The sequence below is a fragment of the Actinosynnema sp. genome (assembly GCF_052038725.1).
In genome coordinates this window covers 1-4831 of record NZ_JBQGCX010000372.1, presented here as the reverse complement: position 1 = coordinate 4831, position 4831 = coordinate 1, and the positions used below count along the sequence as shown (strand labels likewise).

General features: G+C 75.7%; 5 protein-coding genes. 2 read left to right on the top strand and 3 right to left on the bottom strand.

What is annotated here, in order from left to right; genetic code table 11:
- Together ACTUAL_RS07520 and ACTUAL_RS07515 are read right to left on the bottom strand one after the other, a co-directional pair.
- A partial coding sequence (locus ACTUAL_RS07520; protein ID WP_440899728.1) for a PP2C family protein-serine/threonine phosphatase occupies nt 1-966 on the bottom strand: 966 nt, incomplete at its 3' end.
- Between the two features lie 503 nt (nt 967-1469).
- On the bottom strand, nt 1470-2408 hold the full coding sequence (locus ACTUAL_RS07515) for an NmrA family NAD(P)-binding protein (protein WP_440899727.1): 939 nt from the start codon (nt 2406-2408) through the stop codon (nt 1470-1472).
- Between the two features lie 139 nt (nt 2409-2547).
- Between ACTUAL_RS07515 and ACTUAL_RS07510 the strand changes: the two genes are divergently transcribed.
- Nucleotides 2548-3438: a LysR family transcriptional regulator gene (locus ACTUAL_RS07510; RefSeq protein WP_440899726.1), complete on the top strand. Its 891-nt coding sequence runs from the start codon at nt 2548-2550 to the stop codon at nt 3436-3438.
- A 309-nt stretch (nt 3439-3747) separates the two neighbouring features.
- On the opposite strand, the gene ACTUAL_RS07505 is transcribed toward ACTUAL_RS07510, so the two are convergent.
- Entirely contained in the window at nt 3748-4593 is an 846-nt protein-coding gene (locus ACTUAL_RS07505) for an NmrA family NAD(P)-binding protein (protein WP_440899725.1), read from the bottom strand.
- On the opposite strand from ACTUAL_RS07505, the gene ACTUAL_RS07500 reads away from it, so the two are divergent.
- Nucleotides 4592-4831, top strand: a 240-nt coding sequence (locus ACTUAL_RS07500) for a cupin domain-containing protein (protein ID WP_440899724.1), incomplete at its 3' end; no start/stop codon positions are given. The two genes, ACTUAL_RS07505 and ACTUAL_RS07500, sit on opposite strands and share 2 nt — an antisense overlap.

Below are 4831 nucleotides of genomic sequence, written 5' to 3'. Positions count from 1 at the left end.
GTCGGCCTTCTCGCCCTTGCGCTTCTTCTTGCCCTTCTCGCCGGTCTCGGCGGTCTCCGGCTGGTTCGGCACGCGCAGCACCTGCGTGGGCCCCGGCCCGTCCTGCTGGCCGGGCAGCGGCACCTCCTGCGTCGGGCCGGGCTCGCCGTCGACCGGGAGCTGCGAGCGGACCGGCAGGAGCTGGGTCTGCGCCGGGATCGGCGTGGTCGGCTGCACCTCCACCGGCTGCGTCACGCCGGGCGGCACGTCGTCGTCGACGACGTCGGCGACGATCACCGACACGTTGTCCGGGCCACCGCCCGCGAGCGCCAGGCTGATCAGGGTGTCCGCGCAGGTCACGACGTCACCCTCGCGCATGGCGCGCTCGATGGCCTCGAAGTCCACCACGTCCGACAGGCCGTCCGAGCAGAGCAGGAACCGGTCGCCCGCGCGCGCCCGGCGCAGGTGCGTGGTCGGCTCGACCTGGTCGTTGCCGACCAGCACGCGCAGCACGATGGAGCGCTTCGGGTGGACCTCGGCCTCCTCCTGCGTGATGTAGCCGGCGTCCACCAGCGACTGCACGAAGCAGTCGTCCTTGGTCATCTGGTCGAGGGCGCCGTCGCGCATCCGGTAGGTGCGCGAGTCGCCGATGTTGAGCAGCACGACCCACTCCCCGCCGAACAGCACGGCGGTCAGGGTGGTGCCCATCGAGGCGAGCGCGGGATTGGCCGCGACCAGGTCGTTGATGGCCGAGTTGCCCGACTCGACGGCGGCGTGCAGCTGCTCGATCGGGTCACCGGTGAGCCGGTGGTCGTCGAGCGGGGCGAGCGCCCCGATCACGGCCTTGCTGGCGACCTCGCCCCCCGCGTGCCCACCCATGCCGTCCGCGACCGCCAGCAGGCGGGGACCCGCGTACAGGGAGTCCTCGTTGTTCTGGCGGACCAGGCCGCGATCGCTGCGGGCGGCGTAGTTCAGCACGAGTGCCATGCCGTCACTCTAGCCAGCCTGGCGCGGTGCTCCGACCCGTGGATTGGGCTCGCGCGGCGCGGCGGTCCGGGGCCTGGGGGCGGGCGCCGTTCCGGGCCGCCGGGCGGGGGCGCTTCCCGTTGCCGCGCAAGGGGTTTCAGCGGGGCTGCCGGGTCACCCGGACGCGCTGCGACATCGGTGCGGCCCCGCGGTGATCGGCTGCCCCGCGCCCGGTGGCATCGTCCCTGCTCACGGCCCTGACCACGGGGACCGCGCAGGCAGGCGCGCCGCTCCCCGCGAACGCCACCCCCGTGACGTCCCTGCCGTTCACCGAGGAGGCGGCCGTGGAGCCGGGTGAGGCCCGTGGGCACGGCGGCCCGAGGACGCTCGAGGTGACCGGGGGCGCGACCTGCTCCGTGCGCCTGGCCACGCCGAGCGACGAGCACGCGCCGGCGTCCGCGGTGGGCCTCGCGCTCCTCCGCAGGCCGCCGGTGGCGGCGGCCTGTGGCGGCCTGCGTGCCCGGTCAGGCCGCCTCGCCGGTCCAGCCCGTGGCGCGCAGCCAGTCCTCGAACGTCATCAGGCCGGGGTGCAGGCGGCGCAGGGCGGGGAGGTCGCGGTCGAGGTCGGCGACGTCCCTGGTCTGGAAGAACTCGAACATCGACGCGAAGTCGTGGCCCCCGTTCGCCCGCACGGCCTCCAGCGGGACGGGCAGGTAGGCGCTGGGGATGCCGGTGACGCGCTCGAAGGTCGCCGCGATCTGCGCGCCGGTGGGGCTGTCGGCCACCACGGCCAGGTCGCGGGCGCCCCAGCCGTGCCAGTCCTCGAACATCCTGGCCGCGAACCACGCGATGTCGTCCAGCGCGATCAGCGGGTAGCGGCCCCGCTCGCCGAGGGGGACGCGGAACAGCGCGCCGGTGCGGCCGTCCGGCAGGGTGGTGCGCTCCGGGGGCAGGCTGACCGGGAAGTTCTCGTAGTACGGGGCGGTGGTGAGGATCGAGGTGCTGCGGGTGTGCCAGCCCTCCTCGCCGCGCTCGGCCTCGTCCGCCCGGTGGGTGTGGACGTGCGCGGCCACCCCGGCTTTCGCGTCGTAGTGGGACATCCGGACCCGGCCGCCGGTCAGCGCCGACACACCGTCCAAAGAGGACCAGATGAAGCGCGCCACCCCCGCCTCCCGCGCCGCTTCCAGGGCGGTGACGCCCTGGCGGTGCTCGGCCAGGACCCCGCCCGCGCCGAAGTGGTCGGTGTTGCAGAACACCTGGTCCACGCCCTCCAGCGCGGCCCGCAGCGTCCCCGGCTCGTCCAGGTCGCCCTTCGCCGCGCCCGCGCCCAGGTCGCGCAGCGCCCGCGCCCGTGTCGATTCCGGGTCGCGGGTGAACGCGGTCACGGTCCCCGCGCCCAGCAGGGCCCGCACCACCCTCGACCCCATCAACCCGGTCCCGCCGATCACCAGCGTGCTCGTCACCGGTGGCTCCTCTCCTCGTTGTGCCCGTCCGGCCCCGACTGTCCGGCCGCGCGCCCCCGCGGATCCAATGCCCGGTGCGGCGGGCGCGATGCCCCGGAGGCATCGGACGTGCTCGGGGGCCGCCGGCTAGGGTGGCGGTGTGCCCAGCGACACGCCGTTCCCGGTGGACCTCGACCTGCGGGTGGTCCGGTACTTCGTCGCGGTGGCCGGGCACGGGCACTTCGGGCGGGCGGCCGAGGAGTGCCTGGTGGGACAGCCGTCGTTGAGCAGGCAGATCCGGGGGTTGGAGCGGCGCCTGGGCGTGGCGCTGTTCCGGCGCACGCCGCGCGGCGCGGTGCCGACCTGCGCGGGGGCGGCGTTCCTGCCGCACGCGGAGCGGTTGCTGCGGGTCGCGGACGGGGCGGTCGCCGCCGCCCGCGCCGCGGGGGGACCGGAGCGGCTGGTGGTCGGGTACGCGCCGGGGCTGTCGGTGACCGGGGCCGTCCGGTCGGTGCGCGAGCGGGCGCCGGGCGTGGCGGTGCGCAGCGTGCACCTGGGGTGGAACGACGCCGCGACCGCGCTGCGGGAGGGGCGGGTCGACGCGGTCGTCGCGCGGATGCCGCTGCGCACCGAGCGGCTGCGGGTGACCCGGCTGTACGACGAGCCGCGCATGGTCGTGCTGCCCCGGTGGCACCGGCTCGCCGGGCGGGAGTCGGTGGCGCTGGCGGACATCCGCGACGAGCGGCTGCCCACGACCACCGGCTCGACCCCGGAGTGCTCGGCCCACTGGCGGCTGGAGCCGAGGCCCGGTGGGGGGAGCGCGCCCGAGGGGCCGGAGCTGGAGTCGCCGGACGACGTGTGGGACTGCGTCGCGGGAGGTGAGGCGCTGGCGGTGGTGGCGCGCGACCACGGGCGGGTGGTGCCGCCGGAGCTGACCGTGCTGCCGCTGCGCGAGGAGCCGACGACCGTCGTGGTGGCCGCGCGGGAGGGGGACGGGCGAGGGCTGGTCGCGGCGTTCGAGCGGGCCGCCGGGACGGCCCTGTCCCGGTAGGAGGGCTTCCGGCTCCTGCCCCGGTGTGGCCGGGGACGGCGCTGGCGACCGGGATCACCGTGATCGACACCGCGGCGGCCGGGCGCCACGACGCGGTGCGCGCGGTGCCCCCGGACGGGGTGGACGCGGTGTTCGACCACGTCGGCGGGTCGGGGCTGGTGGGCTCGTGGCGGTTGGCGCGCAAGGGCGGCGTGCCTGCCAACTGCGGTTCGGCGTCCACAAGGGGTGACAACAGGGCCGCCTGCAGCGGTTTCCCCCTCGCCCTGGGCCACGGATCGGCCGCGTCGTCCGCTCGGCCCGGCGCGCGGGTCAGACGGCCCAGCCGCCCTCCTCGGCGGTGGACTCGGCGAACTCCGCGAACGTCCTCGGCGGCCTGCCGAGCGCGCGCTGCACGCCGTCGGACAGGTGGGCGTCCGCGCCCTTGCGGATCGGCTCGACCACGTCGGCGTACGCCTGGGCGTCGTCGCGGGACAGGCCCTGCTCCACCAGCTCGGCGATGAAGTCGTCGACCGACAGCGGGACGTAGCGGATCTCGCGGCCCGCGGCCTCGGAGATGGTCGCGACGGCCTGCGCCATGGTCACGGCCTCGCCGCCGGACACCTCGTAGACCTGGCCGGAGTGGCCGTCCTCGGTCAGCGCGGCCACCACGACCGCGGCGATGTCCTCGGCGTCGACGAAGCTGGCCGCGCCGTCACCCGCGGGCAGCCTGACCTCGCCCGCGCGGACGGCGTCGGCGAAGAAGCCCTCGCTGAAGTTCTGGGCGAACCAGCCCGGCCTGCGGATCGTCCACTCCAGGCCGCTCTCGCGGACCGCGGCCTCGCTGTCGAGCAGGCCGTCGAGCATCCCGGTGGTGTCGGTGGCGTAGCCGGGGTCGTCGAGGCCTCGACCGGAGGCCAGCACGATCCGCTGGAGGCCGTGCTCGACGGCCAGCTCGACGAACGGGCGGACGAGCCTGGTCCCGTCCAGCTGGACGAGGTAGGCCGACCGGGCGCCCTCGAGGGCGGCGTCCCAGGTGCCGCTGTCGGTCCAGTCGAAGACGTGCTCGCCGCCGCGAGCCGCCGCGCGGACCGGCAGGCCCCTGGCTCGCAACTGGCGGACGACGCGGCTCCCGGACTTCCCGGTCGCCCCGGTGACAAGAATCGGTTGGTCGGACATGGCACCAGTCAAGGCGGGAAGCGCGAGAGCTTCCATGGCTCACGAGCTCCGGTTGATGTTCGAGCGTCTAAGGTCGGGGGGCGTGGACGTGGTTTCGGAGCTGCTGGCCGAGGTGCGCGCGCGGGGGGCGGTCTTCCGGCAGGCGATCGTGCGCCCGCCCTGGGCGCTGCGGATGGCCACCGGCGCGCCGCTGATGCTGGCGACGGTGGTGCGCGGCGAGGCCTGGATCGTCCCGGAC

What these genes read in the sequence shown, in the direction of transcription:
- ACTUAL_RS07505 (WP_440899725.1), bottom strand. Translation starts at nt 4,593, where the DNA reads ATGTCCGACCAACCGATTCTTGTCACCGGGGCGACCGGGAAGTCCGGG.